20 protein-coding genes are annotated in these 24,175 nt (G+C 35.1%); 3 read left to right on the top strand and 17 right to left on the bottom strand.

Translation table 11 applies throughout. The annotated features are described in order from the left end of the window. Positions 1 to 48 precede the first annotated feature (48 nt). The 10 genes from ilvA to BUC31_RS17630 form a co-directional block, all read right to left on the bottom strand. On the bottom strand, positions 49 to 1,314 hold the full coding sequence (ilvA, locus tag BUC31_RS17675) for a threonine ammonia-lyase (RefSeq protein WP_073246730.1): 1,266 nt from the start codon (positions 1,312 to 1,314) through the stop codon (positions 49 to 51). Between the two features lie 156 nt (positions 1,315 to 1,470). Further along, positions 1,471 to 2,946, bottom strand: a complete 1,476-nt coding sequence (gene ilvC / locus BUC31_RS17670; protein WP_073246729.1) for a ketol-acid reductoisomerase — start codon at positions 2,944 to 2,946, stop codon at positions 1,471 to 1,473. A gap of 39 nt (positions 2,947 to 2,985) precedes the next feature. Next, a complete protein-coding gene (gene ilvN / locus BUC31_RS17665) occupies positions 2,986 to 3,504 on the bottom strand; it encodes an acetolactate synthase small subunit (RefSeq protein ID WP_073246727.1) in 519 nt (172 codons plus the stop codon). Positions 3,505 to 3,565: 61 nt separating this feature from the next. Further along, entirely contained in the window at positions 3,566 to 4,144 is a 579-nt protein-coding gene (locus tag BUC31_RS17660) for an O-methyltransferase (RefSeq protein WP_073246725.1), read from the bottom strand. A gap of 20 nt (positions 4,145 to 4,164) precedes the next feature. Further along, complete coding sequence (ilvB, locus tag BUC31_RS17655; protein WP_073246723.1) at positions 4,165 to 5,898, bottom strand: biosynthetic-type acetolactate synthase large subunit; 1,734 nt, start codon at positions 5,896 to 5,898, stop codon at positions 4,165 to 4,167. A gap of 93 nt (positions 5,899 to 5,991) precedes the next feature. Next, positions 5,992 to 7,668, bottom strand: a complete 1,677-nt coding sequence (gene ilvD / locus BUC31_RS17650) for a dihydroxy-acid dehydratase (protein WP_073246721.1) — start codon at positions 7,666 to 7,668, stop codon at positions 5,992 to 5,994. 390 nt (positions 7,669 to 8,058) lie between these two features. Next, positions 8,059 to 8,898, bottom strand: a complete 840-nt coding sequence (locus BUC31_RS17645) for a 5-oxoprolinase subunit C family protein (protein WP_073246719.1) — start codon at positions 8,896 to 8,898, stop codon at positions 8,059 to 8,061. After that, positions 8,891 to 9,628: a 5-oxoprolinase subunit PxpB gene (pxpB, locus tag BUC31_RS17640; protein ID WP_073246717.1), complete on the bottom strand. Its 738-nt coding sequence runs from the start codon at positions 9,626 to 9,628 to the stop codon at positions 8,891 to 8,893. The genes BUC31_RS17645 and pxpB overlap by 8 nt, the downstream gene beginning before the upstream one ends. Continuing rightward, entirely contained in the window at positions 9,628 to 10,368 is a 741-nt protein-coding gene (gene pxpA, locus BUC31_RS17635) for a 5-oxoprolinase subunit PxpA (RefSeq protein WP_073246715.1), read from the bottom strand. The genes pxpB and pxpA overlap by 1 nt, the downstream gene beginning before the upstream one ends. Beyond that, on the bottom strand, positions 10,369 to 11,562 hold the full coding sequence (locus tag BUC31_RS17630; RefSeq protein WP_073246714.1) for an Nramp family divalent metal transporter: 1,194 nt from the start codon (positions 11,560 to 11,562) through the stop codon (positions 10,369 to 10,371). Positions 11,563 to 11,776: 214 nt separating this feature from the next. On the opposite strand from BUC31_RS17630, the gene BUC31_RS17625 reads away from it, so the two are divergent. Both BUC31_RS17625 and BUC31_RS17620 read left to right on the top strand, forming a co-directional pair. Continuing rightward, entirely contained in the window at positions 11,777 to 12,223 is a 447-nt protein-coding gene (locus BUC31_RS17625) for a hypothetical protein (RefSeq protein ID WP_073246712.1), read from the top strand. Positions 12,224 to 12,233: 10 nt separating this feature from the next. After that, complete coding sequence (locus tag BUC31_RS17620) at positions 12,234 to 12,797, top strand: hypothetical protein (protein ID WP_073246710.1); 564 nt, start codon at positions 12,234 to 12,236, stop codon at positions 12,795 to 12,797. Positions 12,798 to 12,821: 24 nt separating this feature from the next. Here the strand turns inward: BUC31_RS17620 and BUC31_RS17615 are convergent, their stop codons facing one another. The 5 genes from BUC31_RS17615 to BUC31_RS17595 form a co-directional block, all read right to left on the bottom strand. Further along, the gene (locus BUC31_RS17615; RefSeq protein ID WP_073246708.1) at positions 12,822 to 14,357 is read right to left on the bottom strand and encodes a YifB family Mg chelatase-like AAA ATPase; all 1,536 of its coding nucleotides are present in this window, start codon (positions 14,355 to 14,357) and stop codon (positions 12,822 to 12,824) included. A 2-nt stretch (positions 14,358 to 14,359) separates the two neighbouring features. Further along, positions 14,360 to 16,753, bottom strand: a complete 2,394-nt coding sequence (locus BUC31_RS17610) for a penicillin acylase family protein (RefSeq protein ID WP_073246706.1) — start codon at positions 16,751 to 16,753, stop codon at positions 14,360 to 14,362. 108 nt (positions 16,754 to 16,861) lie between these two features. After that, on the bottom strand, positions 16,862 to 18,826 hold the full coding sequence (locus tag BUC31_RS17605) for a protein-disulfide reductase DsbD family protein (RefSeq protein ID WP_073246705.1): 1,965 nt from the start codon (positions 18,824 to 18,826) through the stop codon (positions 16,862 to 16,864). After that, positions 18,823 to 20,133 (bottom strand): tRNA lysidine(34) synthetase TilS, encoded by a 1,311-nt coding sequence (gene tilS, locus BUC31_RS17600; RefSeq protein ID WP_073246703.1) that lies wholly within the window; start codon positions 20,131 to 20,133, stop codon positions 18,823 to 18,825. The genes BUC31_RS17605 and tilS overlap by 4 nt, the downstream gene beginning before the upstream one ends. A 75-nt stretch (positions 20,134 to 20,208) precedes the next feature. After that, a complete protein-coding gene (locus BUC31_RS17595) occupies positions 20,209 to 20,745 on the bottom strand; it encodes an NADPH-dependent FMN reductase (protein WP_073246701.1) in 537 nt (178 codons plus the stop codon). 128 nt (positions 20,746 to 20,873) lie between these two features. Here BUC31_RS17595 and BUC31_RS17590 point away from each other — a divergent pair, with 128 nt between their 5' ends. Beyond that, entirely contained in the window at positions 20,874 to 22,058 is a 1,185-nt protein-coding gene (locus tag BUC31_RS17590) for a heparan-alpha-glucosaminide N-acetyltransferase domain-containing protein (protein WP_073246700.1), read from the top strand. Positions 22,059 to 22,131: 73 nt separating this feature from the next. Here the strand turns inward: BUC31_RS17590 and lpdA are convergent, their stop codons facing one another. Together lpdA and BUC31_RS17580 are read right to left on the bottom strand one after the other, a co-directional pair. After that, the gene (gene lpdA / locus BUC31_RS17585; RefSeq protein ID WP_073246699.1) at positions 22,132 to 23,538 is read right to left on the bottom strand and encodes a dihydrolipoyl dehydrogenase; all 1,407 of its coding nucleotides are present in this window, start codon (positions 23,536 to 23,538) and stop codon (positions 22,132 to 22,134) included. 48 nt (positions 23,539 to 23,586) lie between these two features. Next, positions 23,587 to 24,045, bottom strand: a complete 459-nt coding sequence (locus tag BUC31_RS17580; protein WP_073246698.1) for an Lrp/AsnC family transcriptional regulator — start codon at positions 24,043 to 24,045, stop codon at positions 23,587 to 23,589. Positions 24,046 to 24,175: the final 130 nt, after the last annotated feature.

Below are 24,175 nucleotides of genomic sequence, written 5' to 3'. Positions count from 1 at the left end.
TTAATCTTAAAAAAGACTAGAAATTGAATCTGATGTATTAAAAGTAGTTTAAACCAAATACTCAAACAAGTCTGGTTTATCATTTATATATTCTCCATAGAAATTGTTAGATTTCATACGCTCTATCAAGGGTTTCAAGTCCTCTGGATTCTTTAATTCTATACCTACCACAGCCGGCGCATTTTCCCTACTAGATTTCTTTGAATACTCAAAATGGGTAATATCGTCCGTTGGACCTAAAATATCTACTACAAACTCTTTTAGAGCACCAGGTCGCTGCGGAAAACGAATAATAAAGTAATGCTTAAGTTTACCATAAAGCAGTGCACGCTCTTTAATTTCGGCAGTTCTAGTAATGTCATTATTACTACCACCAATAATACATACTACATTTTTGCCGGCAATTTCTTCTTTATAATCATCTAAAGCCGCAATAGATAAAGCACCAGCAGGTTCTACCACAATAGCATCTCTATTGTAGAGATCTAAAATAGTTTGGCACGCTTTGCCCTCATCAACCGTAATCATATTATCTAAATAATAATTACAGATGTCGTAGGTCAAACTACCTACTTTTTTGACCGCTGCACCATCAATAAATTTATCTATATGATCAAGTGCCACTACTTTACCTGCGTCAATGGAAGTTTTCATAGATGGAGCACCTTTGGGTTCCACTCCTATTATCTTAGTATTCGGTGAAAGTTGACTAAAAACACTAATAAGTCCAGATGCTAGACCACCGCCACCAATACAAACAAAAAGATAATCTATTGGTGTTTTAGATTGTGATATTAATTCTAGACCAACAGTAGCCTGACCTTCAATTATTTTAGGATCATCAAAAGGATGAACGAAAATACTACCAGTTTTAGCACCAAAAGCACTAGCAGCTTGTGAGGCATCATCAAAAGTATCGCCCTCTAAAACTATTTCAACCCATTCGCCACCAAACAACTTAGTCTGTTCTACTTTTTGCTTAGGCGTAACCGAAGGCATATAAATAGTTCCTTTAATTTTTAAATGAAAGCAAGCAAAAGCCACTCCTTGAGCATGATTACCTGCGCTAGCACAAATAACACCTTTCGCACGTTCTTCTTCGGTTAAAGAGCTTATTTTATTAAAAGCACCTCTAATTTTATAAGATCTAACACGTTGTAAATCTTCTCGCTTTAATCGAACCTCACAATTAAATTGCTTTGACAATCGAATGCTTTCCGTTAACGGAGTTACATCTGATATTTCAGAAATAACCTGAGCCGCTTCTATAACATCATCTAATTCTGGAAAATATGCTGGTTTTGTACCTCTCATATTATTTATTTAATGCTCTTGGGAATTTTTTAGTTGCTATAAAACCTAAATTGTCCGCTTAAGAACAGTTCTGTAAAGTATTACCAATCAATAATGATTAGCAACTTCTAGAATGCACCTAACCGGACAATCGGTATAACTATAAAAATTATAAATCTATACGATAGGCTTCATAGCAGTCATAGACTCACGTAAACGTGTACCAACAATTTCTACCGGATGCGTACGTAACGCTTTATTAATAGCAATTAATTGTGCATTATCAACGTCATTATCAATATCTCCAGAGAAGTTTGTTCCAATAACATCAGTATCAATACCTTTCATGAAGTCAGTCAATAAAGGCTTACATGCATGATCAAAAAGGTAACAACCATATTCAGCTGTATCAGAAATAACACGGTTCATTTCAAACAATTTCTTACGTGCAATTGTATTTGCTATTAATGGAGTTTCGTGTAATGACTCATAGTAAGCAGACTCGGCTATAATACCAGACTCAGTCATTGCCTCAAAAGCTAATTCAACACCAGCTCTAACCATAGCTACCATTAACACACCGTTGTCATAAAATTCTTGTTCCGTAATTTCTTGACTACCTGCAAAAGTTTTCTCAAAAGCAGTTTCACCTGTTGCAGCTCTCCACGTTAATAAGTTCTTATCATCATTTGCCCAATCTTCCATCATAGTTTTTGAGAAATGACCAGTCATAATATCATCCATGTGTTTTTGAAACAACGGACGCATAATATCCTTTAATTCTTCGGATAGCTCAAAAGCCTTCACTTTTGCAGGATTCGTAAGACGGTCCATCATATGTGTAATACCACCGTACTTCATTCCTTCAGTAATAGTTTCCCATCCGTATTGAATTAGTTTAGAAGCATAACCAGCGTCAATTCCTTTCTCAATCATTTTGTCAAAACAAAGAATAGATCCTGTTTGTAACAAACCACAAAGAATAGTTTGCTCGCCCATTAAATCTGATTTTACTTCAGCAACAAAAGAAGACATCAACACACCTGCTCTATCGCCACCAGTACCAACAGCATATGCTTTAGCCTGCTCTAATCCTTTACCTTGAGGGTCATTATCTGGGTGAACAGCTATTAAAGTTGGTACACCAAAACCTCTTTTATATTCTTCACGTACTTCTGATCCCGGACATTTTGGAGCAACCATAATAACGGTAATATCTTCACGTATTTGCATCCCTTCCTCAACGATATTAAAACCGTGAGAATAAGAAAGTGTAGCATCTTTTTTCATCAATGGCATAACCGCACCAACAACAGCAGTATGTTGCTTATCTGGAGTAAGGTTAATTACAACATCAGCTGTAGGAATCAATTCTTGGTAGGTACCTACTGTGAATCCGTTTTCAGATGCATTTACAAAAGATTGTCTTTTTTCTTTTATTGCAGCATCACGTAATGTGTAAGAGATATCTAAACCAGAATCTCTCATGTTCAAACCTTGGTTTAAACCTTGCGCACCACAACCTACGATTACAATTTTTTTACCTTTTAAAGCATTTACGCCATCTGCAAACTCAGACGAATCCATGAAGCGACATTTTCCAAGTTGCGTTAATTTATCTCTTAATGATAGCGTATTAAAATAATTGGCCATTTTGTATTTACTTTATTTGATTATTGTTATGATTCTTTATTAAAATTCTTTTAGTATCGCTGAAATTTTCATTTCATCCTTTGTAACCGAAATACGGCCAGAACGTACAAACTGCATAATGCCATACGGCTTTAATTGATCGTACATTTCTTCAATTTCATTTCTTCTACCACTTTTAGCAATGACAAAAAAGTCTCTTGATACTGTGACAATCTGTGCATTGTTATCTTTAATGATATTCTGAATTTGACGTTCATCAAATAAGAGTCCTGATGCTATTTTAAACAAAGCAGATTCTTGATAAATGGTTTCATCATCAGTATGATAAAATGCCTTTATAACTTCTATTTGCTTCTCTATTTGACCGACAATGTTATGCACCCACTTTTCGGTTGTATGTGCTACAATCGTAAATTTAGAAACATCATCAATCTCTGATTTAGAGACATTTAAACTCTCTATATTAATATGTCTCTTTAAAAAGATACCTGATATTCTGTTCAGTAATCCAACATTATTTTCTGAATATACTGATATTGTAAACCATTGATTTTCCATAAGCTTTCATTACCTACTCCTTTTAAAAAAGGATTTTATGGTGTCATTATATTATTCTATACTATTTCTTAACGGCCATTATTAAGCCTGTAGACCAATTCATTTTGGTCAATTGTAAATCTTCACGTTGTTCTAAATACGCTGTAAGAACTATCACATTATCCTCATGACCTTCTGGCCAATTAGGTTGCTTTGTCATATCATCGATAATGTAAAATCCGCCAACCTGAAGTAAATCTAAAACCTCATCAATTTCACTATACTTACCTGGCCAAGCATCTGCAAAAATCAAATCAAATTTAGCACCTGAATATTCATTTATCCAATCAGTACCATCTTTGCAAATAACCTCAACCCTATCATCATCACCAAAATAACTAGAAGCAATTGAAATTAACGCTGGGTCATTATCAACGGATATTAATTTAGAATCAGCATCCATTCCTTCTATCATCCAAGAAAGGCTAAGACCAATACCAGTTCCTATTTCTAAGAATCTACCATTGGGTTTAGAGGTAATTAAGGTTTTGAGAAAGCTACCAACGTACAAGTCTGAGGGCATCGTAAATCCGATTTCTTCAGATTTACGAGTAATCTCCGTGTGTATTTTTGGAATGTCTTGTATGTTAGTATCGTTCATGAGATTATTCTTTTCTCTTATTATTTCAATCTAACATCAGAAACTGAAGCTCCAGAAGGTATCATTGGAAATACGTTATCTTCTTGTTCAACCTTTACTTCTAAGAAATATGGTTCTTTAGAAGCCATCATTTCTTGAATTGTAGATTTTAAATCTTTACGCTCAGAAATTCGTTTTGCTTCTATACTATACCCTTCCGCAATTTTTACAAAATCAGGATTCACCATAACCGTAGAAGCATATCTTTTTTCAAAGAACAACTCTTGCCACTGGCGCACCATACCTAAATGCTCATTGTTTAAAACAACAATCTTAACAGGCACTTTATGTTGAAAAATTACACCCAATTCTTGAATGGTCATTTGGTAACCACCATCACCAATAATAGCAACCACTTCCCTATCCATGGCGCCCATTTTGGCACCAATAGCTGCTGGTAGCGCAAAGCCCATAGTTCCTAATCCGCCAGAAGTAATATTACTTTTAGATTGCGAGAATTTGGCATATCTACAAGCAATCATTTGATGCTGACCAACGTCAGAAACGATAACTGCTTTATTGTTTGAAGCTAAATTGATTTCTTCAATCACCTCACCCATGGTCAAGCCATCTTTAGTAGGGTGAATGTCATTATTTATAATAGTATCGAACTCAATTTTATATTTCTCTTTGAATATATTATGCCAAGCATCATGATTATTATCATTTACTAATGGTAACAACAACCCTAAAGTTTCTTTTGAGTTACCTAAAACAGCAACATCTGCATGCACATTCTTATTAATCTCTGCCGGATCAATTTCAAAGTGAATTACCTTGGCTTGCTTTGCATAAGAATCTAAATTACCGGTTACACGATCATCAAAACGCATACCTATGGCAATTAGTAAATCGCACTCGTTAGTCAATACATTAGGACCATAGTTACCATGCATACCCACCATACCAACATTTAATGGATGTGAAGTATCTAAGGCAGATGCCCCCATGATTGTCCATGCTGCAGGAATTCCAGTTTTCTCAACCAGTTCTTTAAGCTCAGCTTCTGCTTTACCAAGAATTACACCTTGACCCCAAACAATAAATGGTTTTTTAGCGCTATTGATTAAATCTGCAGCTGCTTGAATTGCACTCATTTTAGGTTTTGGAACCGGCTTATAACTACGAACAGCAGTACATTTCTCATAAGAGAAATCGAACGCATCTATTTGTGCATTTTTAGTAATATCAATTAATACCGGACCTGGTCTACCAGATTTAGCAATGTAAAAAGCTTTCGCCATTACTTCTGGTATTTCAGAAGCTTCGGTTATTTGATAATTCCATTTCGTTACCGGAGTAGAAATACCAATAATATCAGTTTCCTGAAAAGCATCGGTACCTAGTAATTGTCTAGTAACCTGACCTGTAATGCAAACCATAGGTGTTGAATCTATCTGCGCATCTGCAAGACCTGTCACTAAATTTGTTGCTCCAGGACCAGAGGTTGCTATTGCAACACCCACTTTACCTGAAACACGAGCATATCCTTGAGCAGCATGCGTAGCACCCTGTTCATGTCTAGTAAGAATATGCGTTAATTTATCTTGAAACTTATATAGTTCATCGTAGACGGGCATAATTGCGCCACCAGGGTAGCCATACATTGTTTCGACCCCTTCGGCCAACAAACAATGAATTAACGCCTCTGCTCCAGAAATCTTTATAGTTTTCTTGGAATCTGTACCTTTTTTCTTCTCTTTTACTGTTTCCATAATTAATAATCAAATTCAAGTATTGCATATAAGAGTTACAATAGCCTGATATTAAAACCCTACTAGAACTAATTAAAATCTAGCCGGTGTTATTTAAAACTCATCGGTAACACAACCATTAGATGCAGAAGATACCATACGGGCATATTTGTATAAACTTCCTCTTTTCACCTTTAATTCTGGCTGTTTCCAATTCTTTTTTCTTTCTGATAACTGCTCATCTGTTAGATTAACCGAAATTTCATTCTTTTCAGCATCTATCGTAATAATATCTCCGTTTTCTAGAAGACCAATTGCTCCGCCCTCTTGTGCTTCAGGAGAAACGTGACCCACTACGAAACCGTGTGTACCACCTGAGAAACGACCATCTGTAATCAAAGCAACATCTTTACCAAGACCTGCTCCCATAATAGCTGCAGTTGGTTTTAACATTTCTGGCATACCGGGTCCTCCTTTTGGACCTTCGTAACGTATAACCACAACATCACCTTTTTTCACCTCACCTCTACCGATACCGGCATTAGCAAGAAACTCATCATTATATACTTTAGCCGGACCAGAGAAATACAGTCCTTCCTTACCTGTAATCTTAGCCACAGCACCTTCAGTGGCTAGGTTGCCGTAAAGAATACGTAAGTGACCTGTTGCCTTAATAGGATTGCTCAAAGGTTTTATTACTTGTTGATGTTCCAATAAACCAGGTACATCAGCTAAGTTTTCAGCTATTGTTTTACCAGTAACGGTAAGACAATCTCCATGTAGCATTCCGTTTTCAAGCATAAACTTCATAACGGCAGGTACACCACCTACACGATGAACATCTTCCATCAAAAATTTACCACTTGGCTTTAAATCTGCCAAGAATGGCGTTGTATCACTAATTTTTTGAAAATCATCTAACGTAAAATCAACATCGGCAGCTTTAGCGATTGCCAAAAAGTGAAGTACCGCATTTGTTGACCCACCCAAAAGGGTTAGCAAACGAATAGCATTCTCCATTGATTTACGAGTGATAATATCACTTGGCTTAATATCTTTCTCTAAAAGGTTTCTTAAAGCCTTACCAGAGTTTATAGCATCGTACTGCTTATCTTTTCCAATAGCAGGATTAGAAGAATTATAAGGCATTGCCATACCCAAAGCTTCTATAGCAGATGCCATTGTATTAGCAGTATACATACCACCACAAGCACCTGCACCTGGGCAAGCATTCTGAATTACACCTTTGTAATCTTCCTCATTCATTGTACCAGCAACCTTCTCGCCCCATGCTTCAAAAGCAGAAACGATATCTAAGGTCTTATCCTTAAAACAACCCGAAGCAATTGTACCACCATACACTAAAACAGATGGTCTATTTAAACGAATCATCGCCATAAGTGCACCTGGCATATTTTTATCGCACCCAACAACAGTAACCAAACCATCATAGTTCATTGCTTGCACTACTGTTTCCATAGAATCAGCAATAATATCTCTAGAAGGCAAAGAGTAACGCATACCATAAGTACCCATAGATATACCATCACTCACACCAATAGTATTAAACACAAGACCAACTAAGCCACTGTCATTAACACCAACTTTAACCTCTTGAGCCAAATCATTTAAATGCATATTACAAGGATTTCCCTCATAACCTGTGCTACCAATACCAATTAATGGTTTCTTTAAATCTTCTTCTGTTAAACCTATAGCATAAAGCATTGCTTGTGCTGCCGGTTGTGTTGGATCTTGGGTTACATTCTTACTATGTTTGTTCAATTCCATAATATAATTCTCGTATGCTTATCTTGATTTCTTAATACTGTTAAACCAAAGATAAAAGTTTATAAAAATTTCTAATTTTAACAATAATTGACAATACAAATTCATTTAATCAAAAATGAATCTAAAATATTGAATACCAAACACTTAAACAACAACTATATACCATATTCAATACTTAAAAACAGTGTACAATTATAGATAAAACATAAAAAAACCTGCATCAAATATATCTGATACAGGTTTTTCCACATATTGAAAAGCTATATCATCCCAGAATTGGAATGACAATGACTAGTTCTTTATTTAGGTTTGATAATTTCATATTACAATAGTACTGAAAATATAGGTGATAAATAGCCCCTTAACAAAATCGGTTAAAAAAGTATCAAATTACACCAATTTAAAGCTAATAGGATCTCCGCCCTTTTTTTGAGCTAGAATGCATATTGCCTTATCTGTTAATTGAACAGCTCTTAAGTATCCGCCAGTTGTTTGTCCGTCTTTCATAAGCACAATCAATTTACCCGCAGGTGTTAATTGTACGGTACCAGGTATAGTTGCAGAGGTTAGCATTGAGTATGTATGTGGTGTTATCGTTTCTGTTAACTGATATGCCATTCTGTTATTCTCATGAGCTACGGTAAATGTTTTAGAGAAAATTTCTTCTAACTGCTTATCGCTTAATATATCAAATTCTGGCGCTTTGTTTACCTCTAGAACAGTTTCATCTAAAAATGATGCCACTTTAATTTCTGATATTTTAGGTTGAAAATCTTCTGCCACCGAAAAAGGAACAACATCATTATCAGTTAATCTATTGACTTTGGTAATAGGCTTATAATAAGATCTACTACCCAATATTTCTTTAGGTGTGAAGCCACCCTTTATAGCTAGGTAAGACCTAAAACCTTTTTCTAAACGACCAAAAGAAAGTATGTCACCTTTTTCTATCATATAGACTTTATAATTTTGGATAGGCAAATTATTGAGTGTCGCAGACATTTTGGCTCCACCAAGTGCCATAAAGGTTTCTTTTTCAAAGATGAGGGTTGGTCCCGTCATGGTAATTTCTAACACGGCAGAAGACTCTTTATTCTCTAACAAAGAATTTACTTTAAAAACTGACATTTCATCCATTACCCCAGATACTGGTACTCCTTTATTTCTATAATGGAATCTCCCTGCATCTTGCACCGTGGTATAAAAACCTGCTTTTAGAACTTTAAGCATCTATCTTAATTTTTTCAGGTTTATAAATACCCACTTCTGCTTCTATTATATGAAGGTCATGCTCTGCTCTAGATATCTGATAGAATTCAATTTTATCGCCAACACTTACAAAACATGGATTCTCTTTTGTTGCGTCAAAAATGGGCACTGCACAATTTCCAATGATATTCCAACCTCCTGGTGATTCTTGCGGATAGATTCCTGCTTGTTTACCTGCAATACCAACAGCACCTTTAACCACTTTAGATCTAGGTGTAGCTTTTCTTGGCATCTCTAACTCTTTATTGATACCGCCTAAATACATAAAGCCTGGTAAAAACCCAATACCGAATACTGTATACGTAGCGCCAGTATGCAAGGCTATAATTTCTTCTTTTGTTTTATTAAAATGATTTGCGACCTCTTCAAGGTCTAAACCGAATTCCAAATCATAACAAACTGGTAATCGCCATAAGTACCTATCTGGTTTTGGAGATTCTTTTAATTGTTCATACCAGTTGTTTATATCAGAAGATAATTTCTGAAAATCGATTTGTTTTGTCCTATTAACTATCAAAAGAGAGTTATAAGAAGGTACTAACTCCCACTCCTTATTCGTAAACACTTCTTTGTTTAAAAACCGTTCAAAATGTAATATCTTTTCTAATATGATTTCACTAACCTCATTTGGCCATTCAATTAAAACAGAATGTACGCCAAATGGTTTGATATGTATTTTAGGGGAATTCACTATTTTATGAGTAGATTATGATGAGGTAATTCATTTGAAAGATACGCCAAAATTTGCAATGCCGAAGGTGTATCGCCATGAATACAATAGGTATTTGCGATAATAGGGATTTTATCTCCACTCACCGTTTTTACCTCATTTTCTTTATACATTGTTAATAGATGATTCAACACCTCTTTACCATCAGTTATTAGGGCATTGCTCTCTTTTCTAGAAACCAAACTTAAATCAGTATTGTAATTTCTATCAGCGAAGGCTTCAACTAGAACTTTAAATCCATTTTCTAATGCCAATTTTTGAATGACGCTACCATATGGAACATATAACACTACGTCTTTTTTGAATTCTTCTATACCAGTTAAAAACATTTTCGCTACAAGTTCGTCTTTAGCGATATCATTATAAAGTGCCCCGTGAGGTTTAATATGATGTAATTGAACATCTATCTGATTACATAAAGACATGAATAATTGCAATTGTTCTTTTATACTTTGGATCAATGCATCGCTAGATATATTCATAGAAACACGACCAAAATTTTCTCTATCAGGATATGATGGGTGCGCACCTATCTTTACATTACACTTCTTTGCCAACTCTAAACAGAATACTATACTCTTTTTAGAACCTGCATGACCACCACAAGCAATATTACAAGAACTGATAAGCGGAAATAACGCTTCTTCATTACCAACACCTTCCCCTACATCACAATTAATATCAATAAAATGTTTCGTCATCTATAAAAAGCCTAATACGGTTAAGATACTTTTAGCACCTAATAAAACGGAAAGCAGAATAATCAGTCCTCCGAATATATTCTGCATCATGTTATTCTTATATTCCCCCATCACTCCCGTTCTATTTACCACCCAAAGCAAAAAGACAGCTATTATGGGCAGTAACAAGCCATTGGTAATTTGAGCGAATTTTATAATCTCAATAGGTTTAATTCCGAAGGATAAAAAGAATACCCCTAGTATTAGTATCATTATCCATATCATTCTAAACTTAGCATCTTTAAATCCTGCATTCCATCCAAAACAACTATTTGCCACATAGGCTGCAGCTAAAGGTGCTGTAATCGCAGAGGTGATACCAGCAGCAAACATACCAATACCCAAAAAATACAAAGCCGCAGAACCGTATAAAGGTTCTAGGGCTTTTGCCATATCCATAACATTATTTACTTCTGTAGAGTTTATGGCCGCAGCTGATATAATTATACTGACAGAAACTAGTCCGCCTAAAATAATTGAAACTAGTGTATCTCGCTTAGCTAATTTTAAATCGTCTTTAGATTTCCATTTCTCACTTACCAATGCTGCATGTAGAAAAAGATTATAAGGTACAACGGTGGTACCAACTAAAGCGATTATAGTAAGAATGCCTTTTTCAGGAATTGTAGGCATGAACAATCCTTTAATGAGTTCCCATATATCTGGTTTGGTCAAAATAGCCGTCATTACAAACGATAAACTCATAATAAGTACAAGCACTATAAACACCTTTTCCAAAGACTTGTAACTACCCAAGTATAATAATATGAAAGCCAAACCACCCAAAATAAAAGGATACAGATTACTATAGGTCATACCAAATAAAGCTTCCATACCCAAGGTGGCACCACCTATATTACCTGCTTCATAAGAGGCATTACCAATAATAATGGCAGAAAAGATAAGAGCTATGACACTATTACGAATCCAAGGGTTATGCAGTTCTTGTTTGATAACATCTGCCAATCCCTTCTGGGTTACGATACCTAAACGGGCAGACATTTCTTGAAGAACATAGGTTGCTATGATAGATAACAACATGGCCCACAGTAAACTAAATCCAAAATTGACTCCTGCCAAAGTACATGCCGTAACCGTACCGGGACCAATAAACGCTGCGGCCACCAGTACACCCGGACCTAATTTCTTAAACATCTAGTAAAATTATCGTTCTTGTAAATATAATTGGTTAATCTGAATATTCTCACCATACCCAGAATCAATTTCACCACAATTTTAACATTTCAAAATGCCGTTTGTCTAAAAAAATGCAGTTCGTCTAAAACTTGGATGTCATTCATCGAGATTACATACTAATCCAAAAATAACAGGGTTATAGCTATCCCCAAACCTTAAACTTAACCTATTAATGATTTGCTTAGAATGTAACAAAGAACTCGGTTATTTAGACCACAAAAATGCAATGGAGAGTGCTGGCGTAGAGCTTTGCATGAAGCACCATGAACGTATTAAGTTATTGATTACTAAACACAATACACCCTTAGAAGCTATTCAGCTTTATTATGCGCTGAAAGAAGCTGGTGTAAACCCCATGTTAGAGTGGTGGGATGGTAAAAAATCTATCGATATCGCCATTTCTCGTGTAAAACTTAATATTGAAATTGACTCTGAATATGATAAGCTGACCGAACATGAGGCTATCAACAATTTAGAAGAAGCGATGCACTCCTTTAAAAATGGATTTACAACCATTAGAATTCCGCATATAGTAGTACGGTATTACCTAAATGAAACCGTAAACAATATCATAGGAATAATGCAAGGCCTAAAAGCCAACATTAAAGTTATTAACTAAAAAACCAGATATGGAAAATTCTAAAAAAGCATTTAGAAATCCGATTAGAGCTGCCATAGCCACACTTTTAATGGGTGTGGTAATGCGAATACTTCACTGGCCTTTTTCTGAAGGAATTATTTTCATCTCCTTTGCAGCGATTCTTATTCTATACGGATTGCGCTTTTTAAAAAAGGAAGAAAAAAAGACCGTAGATTTAATTAAAATGGCATTGGTGCTTTTTTGGACGACCAACGGACTCTTAACAATTTTAGATTTCACCCATACCCTATTTTTTCAAATTGGTACCGCATTTACTTTCATTGCTTGGTTTGCGATGGAAGGCACCTCTTACTTTATGTCTAAAGAAGATGGTGTTAAGAATAGTACTACCGAAATTATATGGAACTTTGTTATGGTAATAGGTGTAATTACCCTAATCTGTGGTGGCCTCATGAAACTATTAACATGGGATTACGCAATACCTACTCTAACACTTGGGCTTACTATAGTTACCAGTTACATACTTAAAGATATTTTTACAGCACCAAATAATAACGAAGACGATATTAATAATGAAGAGTTGTATTCTTAAATCATACCTCTTCTTTATAAAACTTTACCCCAACCAACCCTCTCTGTCGAGTGAACGGTATTGAATGGCCTCTGAAATATGATCACCGTTCAATACCTGCTCACCGGCTAAATCAGCAATAGTTCTTGCTACTTTTAAAATTCTATCATAGGCCCTAGCGGAAAGATTTAATCGTTCCATTGCATTTTTCAATAACGCTTTAGATTTATCATCTAATTTGCAATATTCACGAATCTGTTTTGTGTTCATTTGAGCATTATAGTGCACATTATCCAAACCTTCGAATCTGGCTGTTTGTATTTCTCTTCCTGCTGTTACACGTTTTCTTATTTCAACACTCCCCTCTCCTTTTCTTTCTTCGGATAACTTTTCGAACGGAACTGGAGTAACCTCAATATGTATATCTATACGATCTAAAAGCGGACCAGATATTTTACTTAAATAGCGTTGCATTTCTGCAGGCGATGAAGTTACCGGAGCATCTGGGTCATTGAAATATCCACCCGGACTAGGGTTCATACTAGCCACCAACATAAAACTACTTGGATAAGTTACCGTAAAACGAGCACGAGAAATTGTCACCTCTCTATCTTCTAGCGGTTGGCGCATAACTTCTAACACGCCACGTTTAAATTCAGGTAATTCATCTAAGAATAATACGCCGTTGTGTGACAATGAAATTTCACCCGGTTGCGGGTATGAACCACCGCCTACCAAAGCGACGTCGGATATTGTGTGATGAGGACTTCTAAAGGGTCGTTGACTCATTAACCCCATGTTCTTAATTTTACCAACTACACTATGTATTTTAGTGGTTTCCAAAGCTTCATGCAAAGTCATTGGTGGTAAAATAGAAGGTAAACGTTTTGCTAACATGGTCTTACCAGCACCTGGCGGACCAATTAATATGATATTATGTCCGCCTGCTGCAGCAATTTCCATACAGCGTTTAATACTTTCCTGTCCCTTTACATCTGAGAAATCAAATTCTGGAAAATCTAAACTCTTATAAAACTCTTCTCTGGTATCTATTATAGTCTGTTCAAGCGGAGTACCTTGATCAAAGAAGTCTAAAACTTGCTTGATATTATCTATGCCGTATACCTTTAAATCTCCAACAATAGCAGCTTCTTTTGCATTTGCCGTTGGTAAAATGAAACCGGTAAATCCTTCTTGCTGTGCTTTAATAGCAATTGGTAGCGCACCAGTTATCGGCTGTAAACTACCATCTAAAGACAATTCGCCCATGATGATATACTTCTCAATATCTTCAGATTTAATTTGACTAGATGCCGCTAAAATTCCAATTGCCAAGGTAAGGTCATAAGCAGAACCTTCTTTACGAAGATCTGCAGGCGCCATATTTATGGTGATTTTTTTGCCAGGAATTTTATAACCGTTGTTCTGTAATGCAGCTGCTATTCTATAGTTACTTTCTTTAATAGCATTATCGGGCAACCCTACTAAATGATAACCGATTCCCTTATCGATATTTACTTCAACAATTATTGTTGTGGCCTCTACACCAAATACTGCACTCCCATAAACTTTTGTAAGCATTTTTAATCCTTTGGCTTAAATGTAAGGATTTCTTTACTCATTTTAATTTCAGCAGTATTCATCATCATTTTACGGAACTCTCCGTTAACATACATTTCTGCCTGATCCTTGAAGTGTTTACTAAACGGATTACCAGATTGCCCAGTAGGCAGAATGCTGATACTATTCTCTACATCAGAGAAATCTATAAGTCTTCTCGTAGAAGGTCCCGAGGTTGTTTTGTAAAAACCAGTAGCGTCATAAGAAAATGCCATATTATTGATTACTTCTCTAGTACCATTCACCGGAAAAGGACCTACATTAAAAAAGGAACGCAAGGCTGCTATTTGACCAATTGGATGTGGATGTTCTATACTATGCACTCTCTCCCATTGCCAATAATCCATGTTTTTACCAAAATCTTTTTCTAAAGAAAATACCGCCTCCATAAAAGACATATTTACTATATCTGCCATGGTCTCTTGAACATCGGTGGTATTTACATTATCTAGCCAAACAGACTCTTCATCTTTAGATAATGGTGCTATTAATCTTTTTGTAAAATGGGTACCTAAAAACTGATTAAACAATTCCTTTTCCAATTCATCTTCAAAAGTATTCTCTAAAAAGTAATACACCCATCTATTATAAATAGTAGCCTCTATTGATGAAAGCTCATAGTCACCCTTCCACATTTTTAAACTGTCAATGGCTTTTAATCCATTTTCACTTAATAATGATACATCTAAATATTTAGATAAATTGGTGACAATTTCTGGATCTACAGCTGAAATAACATCAGTAATCATTTCACTTGCCGCGTTTAAATCCCAATCATTCTTAGGTTCTAATAGCTGCACTATTCGTTTTCCTCTGTTTTCAGGTAAATAGTAACCTGGGCATAACATACCTGCAATAGAATCTGGTTGATTGTTAGCAGAATACACATAATTATTTGACGGATTTATTGACTGTGGATTCTCATTAAAACCAATAAATTCCTTTTCTACCGGAAGCCCCTTTCCTACTTCAAAAATTAACTTTGTATTTATCGAATCAGGAATTTTATAAAGCTGAGCAGTGGCAAACCATGCTACATTACCCTCATCATCTCCGTACATTATATTTAAACCGGGTGCATGAATTTTTGGTAGAGCAGTCTTAAACTCCGTAAGGTTATTAGAATGGCTTAAACCGAATAAAGCATCTATAACTTTATTATCTATTTGAGTATATAACCATGACATGGCAATTGGTCTTTCACCTTGCACCTGATCTGCTATTCCGTTTAATATTGGTCCGTGGTTCGATTTTTTATATGAAAATTCAACTTCTGACGAATCTTTTACCTTAAAACTCTTTGTAATGATTTCATAATCTACATACCCATTTTCAGATAAGTATTGATTCTCTTTATCTGGATTATTCTGCTCGTAATAGAAATCAACATCATCATTCTCGAACATGGTAATACCGTAAGCTACTTTTCTATTATGCCCTAATAGTGGAAATGGTATACCTGCAATATGATATCCGTACTTTGAATACGTAGGTGTTTCAATATGAGCTTCATACCAAACTGATGGTTGAGAAAAACCAATGTGAGGATCATTAGCTAAAATCACCTTGCCGTTCTTTGTTTTTTCAGGTGCAATCACCCAACTATTACTACCTTCAAATAATGGAATATCTAACACCCCTAATGCTTTATTTACAGCTGCTGTTAGGTTATTTTGAATAGAGTCTGACTGCGACGGATTGTAATTCTTTATCCATTCTGTCTCCGCACTTGAACCAACATGCAAATCATTCAAGTATTCGGTTCCTAGTTTTGTATTTATCGTAGTCAAAAGAGGATCTGTCTTGTGTGCCATTGCAAAACTGAATGCCATATAACCAATAGTATTATAGACATCTTCTAAAACAAATTCTTTCTTTTCAATACCCGTAAGGTAAAACTCAACAGGTGTTGGTCCTTCTTTTATAAATTGATTAATGCCGTCTAAGTATGCTTTTGACAGAATTACTCCGGCATCACTCTCATCCACATTATTGGCAGACACTTTAGATGCATCTGCAATACCAAGTGATAAAAAGAATTTATCTGTACCAATTAAATCAGCACCAAAAACTTCTGACAAACCACCACTAGCAATTCTTCGCAATAGCTCCATTTGCCACAAACGATCTTGCGCATGTACATAGCCTAAAGTTCTAAAGGCATCTTTTTCATTTTCACCGTAAATATGGGGAATACCGTATTCATCGTAGTACACATTGACCTCTTTTTGAAGGCCTACTAATTCTTTCTCACCAGAATAATCTGGTTTTAAAGTGTATGCAAATGCTCCGACAACAATGATCAGAAGGGTAACAACAACCAATAGGATTGCTCCTATTTTTTTTAATGTTTTCATAGTTTAGTTTGGGGGAAACGTTCCCAAGTTAAAACTATTTTTTACAATAAACACTTCGTAGCTCTGCTTTTTATTGACAAGTAGTCAACATCCTACAAAACCTACCTATCAATTATTATTTTTCAAACCTTCTAGCAACCAATTTTTATAGGTTGGTACATCTGAATTTTGAATAGATGTATTTAGCACTTTCAAATCTGGAGAAAGCAATACGTAAAATGGTTGAGAAATCGAATTGAAATTTACATCTTGAAAGGTTCCCCATTTTTGGGCAATGTTCGAAATTTCCTTAACACGACCACTATCATACTGAAAATTAAACTGTTCCGCTTCAGGCAGTTCTTCTCGATCATCGGTATACAATGAAATAAGCACATAGTTATCCTTTATAATCGGGAACACCTCTGCATCGCTCCATACATTATCTTCCATCTTTCTACAGTTGACACAAGCCCAACCCGTAAAATCTAACAATATAGGTTTATTCACTTCTTTAGCGTATGCAAGACCTTCATTAAAATCTTTAAAGCAATCAATACCTAGTGGGCAATCGCTTTCTTGTTCAAAAATGCTATAAAACTCTGGCGGCGGAAAGCCGCTTAACAATTTTAGGTTTGTAATATTAGTAACGCCCAATATCATATAAATAGTAAAGGCAGCACTTATAAGGGCAGCAATTTTTCTACCAATAGACAACTTTTTAATCGGACCATCATGTGGAAATTTATATAATCCAAATAAATACAATGTCATTGCTATTCCTAAAACAATCCAAATACCTAAAAATACTTCTCTTTTCAGAATACCCCAATGACCCACTAAATCTGCATTAGACAAGAATTTTAGTGCTAAACCAATTTCTAAGAAGCCCAACACTACTTTAACCGTAGTCATCCATCCGCCAGATTTTGGAAGTGAATTTAACCATGCCGGGAATAACGCAAATAATGCAAAAGGCAATGCTAATGCAATGCCAAAACCTGTCATACCCGCAGTAAGATTCGTAGCCACTTCACCTTCTGCCAAAGTAGTACCACCTAATAATCCTCCTAAAATAGGGCCGGTACACGAGAAAGATACAATAGCCAATGTAACGGCCATAAAAAATATTCCTAACACTCCGCCAACCTTAGACGATGCATCATCCATTTTATTTGCCCATGAGTTTGGCAAGGTCAATTCATAATATCCAAAAAACGAAAAAGCGAAGAATATGAAGATCACGAAGAATAACAAATTCAACCAAACATTTGTAGCGATGGAATTTAAAATTTGAGAATCTACTGAGTCGAACAAATGGAATGGTAAGCTTAATAAGAAATAGATTAAAATAATGAAGAAGCCATAGAGCAATGCATTTACAATCCCCTTTGATTTATTCTGAGAATGTTTGGTAAAGAATGATACCGTTAGCGGAATCATTGGAAACACACAAGGAGTCAATAAAGCTATTAATCCGCCAAGAAAACCTAATCCGAAAATTACCCAAATATTAGTAGTCTCAGCAATGTTATCTTGACCTTGAGTTAGTAGTTCCCTATTCTTTAAATCTAATCGTAATTCTTGACCTAATGACAAACTTCTATCATCAACAGTCGCTACAACTGCTTCAGCAGCAGAACCATCTAATGTAAAAATGAACTTCTTATCCATAGGGATACAAACCTCTTCACATACTTGAAAGAACAAGTCAACATCTATTTGATTTATTGCTGGATCTACTATTTTAATACGCTGTGTAAAGGTCGCATTATCCTTAAAAAAGGTTTCTTCAACCTCAAATATTTCACTGTATTCTTTTATAGTTTCACTCTCTTCTGTACCATCAATAAGTTCATATATAGTGCCATTACCGTTATAGGTAAACTCGCTTGGCAAAGAACCAAATTCAGATGTAAATTGAGAATACATGTGCCAACCATCTAAGATTTTAGCTTGCATTATCAGCTCATATTCCGATTCAGATATTTTATTAACCTGCTGTTCCCAAACTACGGGTTCATCTTCTGTTTGTGAAAAAACACCTAATGGTAACACAACAATAAATAGTAATAAAGCAAAAAATCTTATCATGTAAATTCTATTTTTAAAATATCTTGAGTGGTATCGTCAACTTTAAAACGATGGTCTGCGCGCATACCAATAACCCAAACAATTTGCCCTTCTGAGCATAACAACCAAGTTTCTTCTTTAGACAAAACATCTACTTTTTCATCTTTAAAAAACTTTGCCAATTTCTTTTTCCTATTTAAACCTATTGGATAAAAATAGTCGCCAGTTTTCCATTTTCTTACTGTTAACGGATACTTTAATGTATTCTTTTGAACAAATATTACAGTATCTGTATTATCATGACGTTCTGGTACTACCGAAAATTTCAAATTTAACGGAAGGTTCAAAGGTACTTCTTCTTCCGTAATCAGATACTCCTGAGTATCCGATTTGCTTTCTACATTTGAAGTTAAAATCAATACATCACGATTTTTAACTAGTACATGAGTATTAGAAGACAATTGCTTACCAGAAAGTCCATCTAACAAAGCTTCAAGATTATCCATTTCCTTGTATCCGTAAGCACTAAATAATCCATGTAAATAAGTAGAAAGCGGATGTAATTCTTTCAATTTTGCAATTTCAATCTCAAACCTACCATGCTTATCAATAAAAAGTTCTTCTTTTAATTTGTAAAGGTATGCTGAAGCAATAGTTTCCGTCTGCTGTAGATAGTCTAGTGTATTCTTGAAATTATCTGAAAAAGTAGGATGCAATTCATTCAACTTCGGAATAATCTCTAATCGAATTTTATTACGTAAATATTTTGCATCGCCATTACTCGCATCTTCACGCCAATCCATTTTTTCAACCTGTGCAAAAGATTCCAGTTCTTGCCTAGTAAAAGGCAACAAAGGTCTCCGTATATTATTTATTTTAGCAGGTATGCCCGTTAAGCCATCAATACCTGTACCTCGAGATAAATTGATTAAAAAAGTTTCTAAATTATCGTTTGCATGATGAGCGGTTAACAAATAAGAACTATTATTCTCTTTTAATAATTGCTCGAACCAAGCATAACGAAGTTCACGAGCAGCCATTTGCACAGAAACTTTATGCTGATTCACATAACCAAGCGTATCAAAATGAGTTACAAAGAACTCTTTCTCTATTTTTTTGGCATAATCACATATAAAAGCTTCATCACCGTCACTTGCTGTGCCACGCAATCTAAAATTACAATGTGCTATAGAAAATCTCAAATTGGCTTGATGACAAAGCTCCACAAGCACTGAACTATCTAGACCGCCACTACATGCAATGATGAAGTGAGTATCTAACAATTCTGGAAAAGAATTTTCAATATGTTTTTTGAATGCTTCTAACACGCAATAAAGGTAAGAAAGTCCTCTAGTTTAATAGGGAAGCCTAAGGTTTATTTAACTTATGCCCTTTTTATAATTTTAAGAAATAGACTTTACAAAAGAAGCTACTTTGGCAGCATGTATCTCAGCCAACTTGGCATCAATAATCCCTTTTACTTCATCAAAATTCTCGTTATAACGCGGTAATGAAAAAGATTCAACCACAGTACCTTGAAATCTAGCAATCATTTTTTCTGCCACTTCTAAAGCACCAATAGCACCACGACCACCACCTGAAGTGGCCATCAATAAAATCTTCTTATCCGCAAAAAACTTAGAATCTATTCGAGACAACCAGTCCATCGTATTCTTAAAATATGCAGATGGGTAACTATTATGCTCATTTACTGAGATGATTAATCCTTTAGAATTGGCTATTTCATTATTGAATTCAACCAAAGAATTAGAGAATCCATTTTCCTTTTCTGCATCTTGACTATACATCGGAAATGGATATTTAGAAAGATCTCTCAACCTCACTTCTTCCCCTTTTATTAAGGTAGCAGTATGCTTTACCAATTTATAATTAATGGAAACTGAAGAATTGCTACCTGCGAATGCTAATACATAACTCATAGACCTATTTTATTGTATGATTGCGAATTTAATTCAATTACGATGAACCTTAGAATATTTTATCTAATTTTGCCGCTTTAAACATCCAAACATACTGTTTTATAAGTATATAGGATATAATTGTGATAATGAGCAACTCTAAGTCAAGATTGTTTTTTTTAGATGCCATTAGGGCGTGGGCTATCTTAATGATGTTACAAGGTCATTTTATTGATGGTCTGCTTGATAATGCCTTCAGAGACAACTCTAATATGTTGTTCAATACCTGGAAATATTTTAGAGGAATTACCGCACCGGTATTCTTTACCGTATCTGGATTCATTTTTACATTCTTATTAATTAAATCTAAGCAAACTGGTTGGGCAAATCCACGAGTTAAAAAGGGAATTAAACGCGGATTTGAATTATTGGTCATCGCCTACCTTTTACGAATGAACATCTTTGGGTTGTTCAAAGGTGAAGTATATGATTCTTTCTACTTGGTAGATGTTCTACACTGCATTGGCCTTTCGCTATTGTTTATTATTAGTTTTTACATCTTAACCTTTGCAAAACAAAAATGGATTTTTCCAACAATATTGGTATCCACGACCCTAGTATTGTTCATTTTTGAACCTATATATAAAACATCTAGTTTTGAATTTTTACCGCAGGTATTCGCAAATTACTTAACAAAAGCAAACGGATCTGTTTTTACTATTATACCATGGTTGGGCTACGCGACTATTGGTAGTTTCATGTCCGTTTTATTTTCAAAATATCAAGACAGCAAAAACTTATACAATTTCATCGTACCCACTTACATCGCAACAGGATTGATTCTTATGTTTCTTTCTTCAGATTTCTTCCTTTCAGTGTATGATGTTACAGGTATACAATTGTTTCAGGCTATAAATGACAACAACTACCTATTCATTCGTTTGGGTGATGTTTTAATAGTTTTCTCCATATTTATTTTACTAAGAAAAGTCTTAATGAATGCAACATGGTTAAGGATAGGTCAAAGCACCTTATCTATCTATATTATTCATTTCATCATTTTATATGGCAGTTTTACAGGTGTAGGTCTGTACCGCTTTTTTCATCATTCAATGAATCCGTACTTGGTTGTACCTGGCGCAATTCTATTTATGATAGCAAGTACTTATTTAGCTTTAAAATATGAAGACCATAAAGCGGAATTGAAAATAAACATACGTGCAATTTTATCCTCTACAAGAATTTACTTAGAGCAATTTGCAATTATCGCTTTTGAAGTTTTAAGAACAGCCACAGAAAAAGTATTACGTGTTCTAGGACTTATTAAAAATTAAGTTCACATTTTAGTATAAAACAAAAAAGGCAGCCAATTGGCTGCCTTTTTCTATATCAAAAATTATATCCTAATTAAACATGCAAAGCACGATCATCTGTAGCCGCTAACGCCGCTTCTTTAACCGCTTCTGCATATGTTGGGTGAGCATGGCTCATTCTAGAAATATCTTCAGCAGACGCTCTAAACTCCATCGCAGTTACCGCTTCGGCAATTAAATCTGCACAACGGGCACCAACCATATGTACACCTAAAACTTCATCTGTCTTTTTATCTGCAAGAATCTTTACGAATCCGTCAGTATCCATACTTGCTCTAGCACGACCTAATGCACGCATAGGAAATTGACCTACCTTATACTCTACTCCTGCTTCTTTCAATTCCTCTTCTGTTTTACCAACAGCGGCAACCTCTGGCCATGTATATACTACACCAGGTATCAAGTTATAATCGATATGTGGTTTTTGACCTGCTAATATCTCAGCAACCAAAGTACCTTCTTCTTCAGCTTTATGAGCCAACATTGCACCTTTGATTACATCACCGATAGCATAAATGTTATCGATACTTGTTTTCAAATGTTCATCAACAATTACTTTACCTCTTTCGTCAAGCTTTACACCTGCAGCATCAGCATTTAATCCGTCAGTATATGGTTTTCTACCTACAGCAACTAAACAATAATCACCTTCAAAAACAACTTCTTCACCTTTTTTGTTATCAGCCTTAACGATTACCTGATCCCCTTTTCTTTCAACAGACTTTACTTTGTGAGATAAAGCGAATTTTACTTTTTGCTTTTTCAACACCTTCGTCAACTCCTTAGAAAGCGCAGCATCCATACCAGGAATAATACGATCCATGAACTCAACAACAGTAACATCTGCACCAAGTCTTTTATACACTTGACCTAATTCTAAACCAATAACACCACCACCAATAACAATCATATGTTTTGGTATTTCTTTAAGCTCTAAAGCTTCTGTAGAGGTAATGATACGTTCTTTGTCTAATTTTATAAATGGTAAAGTAGACGGCTTAGACCCTGTAGCAATGATTATATTTTTTGCTTCAATTTCTTCTGTTTTACCATCATTCTTTTTAATGTTCACATGGGTAGCATCTTTGAAGCTACCAACACCTTCATAAACGGTGATTTTATTCTTGTCCATCAAGAACTCAATTCCTTTTGTAGTTTGATTAACAACACCTTGTTTACGAGCAATCATTTTCTCCAAGTTTACTTTAATCTCACCAGGAATTTCAATACCATGCTCTTCAAAATGTTTAGTTGCATCCTCGTAATGATGAGAAGAATCTAGCATCGCCTTAGAAGGAATACACCCAACATTTAAACATGTTCCGCCTAGAGTGGAATATTTTTCAATTATTGCTGTTTTCATTCCTAATTGAGCACAACGTATTGCTGCTACGTATCCTCCAGGTCCTGAGCCTATAATGGCTACATCATATTGATTCATAAAATTTTAGTTTTCTAATGTCCTACAAAATTAATACTATTTTTAGTTTTAAAGGGGTATAGCCGTAGAATGCTTTACCTCTTTTATGGTAAAAGAGCTTTGGGTACTACCAATATGATTCATGGTTGTTAATTTATTGACCATAAAATTTCGGTATGCATCCATATCTCGAACGTGAATTTTCAACAAATAATCATAATCTCCGCTTAAATGATGACATTCTACCACCTCTTGTAAACGCAAAACTTGAGCTTCAAATTGTGCTATATTATCCTTTACATGTTGCACAAGTTTTACATGACAAAACACCGTAAAATTCCTATCTACAATGGCTTTATCGACCAATGCTACGTAGCTTCTAATGGCTCCAACTCTTTCTAATCTTTTTATACGTTCGTAGATAGCAGTAGTAGAGAGTCCTAGTTTTAAAGCATATTCTTTGGTAGTTCTTTTGCTATCTGCCTGCAATAAGTCTAAAAGTTTATTATCTATTTGGTCTAGTTTCATAATGAATATAATTCTGTCTAGTTGTTATAAAACACACAATAATAGATTTTCAATCTATTATAAAATTAAATATAGTTTTAAAAACCAATAAAACAACTTCATGTTGACAATTTTACACTCAAACGGTATT

The organism is Maribacter aquivivus (genome assembly GCF_900142175.1).
GTDB classification, from domain to species: Bacteria; Bacteroidota; Bacteroidia; order Flavobacteriales; family Flavobacteriaceae; genus Maribacter; species Maribacter aquivivus.
This window is presented reverse-complemented; position numbering and strand designations above follow the sequence as displayed.